The organism is Kitasatospora sp. MBT63, from assembly GCF_000710465.2.
GTDB lineage: Bacteria > Actinomycetota > Actinomycetes > Streptomycetales > Streptomycetaceae > Kitasatospora.
Map to the genome: position 1 here is coordinate 1341 of NZ_JAIZ01000338.1, position 1633 is coordinate 2973.

Annotated in this window: 2 protein-coding genes; both read left to right on the forward strand. The window is 76.5% G+C overall.

Translation table 11 applies throughout. From position 1 onward, the window contains the following. Positions 1 to 231 precede the first annotated feature (231 nt). Positions 232 to 966, forward strand: coding sequence for a PIG-L deacetylase family protein (locus AA75_RS20260; protein ID WP_033821546.1), 735 nt, complete (start codon positions 232 to 234; stop codon positions 964 to 966). Continuing rightward, positions 963 to 1633: ABC transporter ATP-binding protein (locus AA75_RS20265; protein ID WP_033821547.1), on the forward strand; the 671-nt coding region annotated here is incomplete at its 3' end. The genes AA75_RS20260 and AA75_RS20265, both read left to right, overlap by 4 nt.

Sequence of the window (1633 nt, forward strand, 5' to 3'; positions counted from 1 at the left end):
CCGGCCCGGGCACCGCCTCCTGCTGGGTCACCCCAAGGGGCGCGGGGAACTGCGCGAGTCCGGAAGGCCACCCACCCGCACCCGGGGTCCGGCAGCCGGTTGCACCTCGCCACCCGTCGATCCCCGACCGCCTCCCGCCGCGCGCGGCTTCCCCGCACCCCTGCCCCGGTAGCCGCCTCCAGCCGCGCAGCAGCTCGGCCCACGCCCCGTAACCCCCGGAGACCAGCACCCGTGAACCCCCCTGCCTGGCGCACCGTCGTCCTGTCCCCGCACTTCGACGACGCCGCCCTCTCCCTGGCCGGCCTGATACCCGAACTCCCGGGCCCGGTGGCCGTGGTGACCGTCTTCGGTGGCGCCCCGGCCGCGGACCGGCCGGTCTCCTGGTGGGACTCCGCCTGCGGTTTCTCCACCGCCCAGGAGGCGTACCGCTCCCGCCGGGCCGAGGACGCCCGCGCCTGCCGGCTGCTCGGCGCCGACCAGGTGGTCCTGGACCACCCGGACGGGCCGTACGCGGACGGCACCGAACCCACCGGGGTCGACCGCCTCCTGGCCGACCTTCCCTCCGGCGCGACCGTCCTGGTCCCGGTCGGGTCGAACCAGCCCGACCACCAGCGGGTCAGGGACCGGGCGCTGGCCGCCCTCGCCGCCCTCGGCGCGCCACCGCCGCTCGTCTACGCCGACCTCCCGTACACCGGCCACCTCCCGGAGTGGGGCACCGACGAGGCCGACCGGGCGCTCGCCCGCAGCCCGATGTGCGGCCTCGCCTATCAGGACCTCAGACTCACCCACCGCACGGCGGTCCGGCACGACCTGCGCCTGACCGACGAGCAGTGGGCCGCCAAGCGCGAGGCCGTGCTCTGCCACGCCTCCCAGCTGGCCCCGCTCGCGGCCGACCACGGCAGCCTGCTGGCCCGTACCGGCCCGCTGCGCGCCGAGCTGGTCTGGTCGCTGGAGGTGCCGGCATGAGCGGGCCCGCGCGGATCCTCACCGCCCGCGGCCTGGTGAAGGAGTTCCGCCGGGGCCGGGCCGTCGACGGGGTGGACCTCACCGTGCACGCGGGGGAGCGGGTCGGCCTACTCGGGCCCAACGGCGCGGGCAAGACCACCACACTGCTGATGTGCCTCGGCGCCGTCGAACCGGACGGCGGCACCGTCGACATCCTCGGCCACCGGCTGCCCGCCGCCCGCCCGGCCGCGATGCAGGCGGTCGGGTTCGTGGCCGGATACCTCCCGCTCCCTGACCGCCTGCGGGTCCGGGAGTACCTGCGGCTCTACGCCGACCTGTACGGCCTGCGGCGCGCCGGGGCGGCCGTCGACGCGGCCCTGGAACGGTTCGGCCTGACCCGGCTGGCCGCCGCGATCGGCACCGAACTCTCCAGCGGCCAGCGCACTCTGGTCGGCATCGCCAAGGCGGCCCTGCATGCCCCGGCGCTGCTTGTCCTGGACGAGCCGACCGCCTCGCTCGACCCCGACATCGCCCTGCGGGTGCGCACCGCGCTGCTCGAGCTCTCGACCGGGCACGGCACCGCGCTGCTGGTCACCAGCCACGACATGGTGGAGGTCGAACGGCTCTGCCCGCGCGTGGTGTTCCTCGCCGCCGGCCGGGTCGTGGCCGACGGTGCGCCCACCGAGAT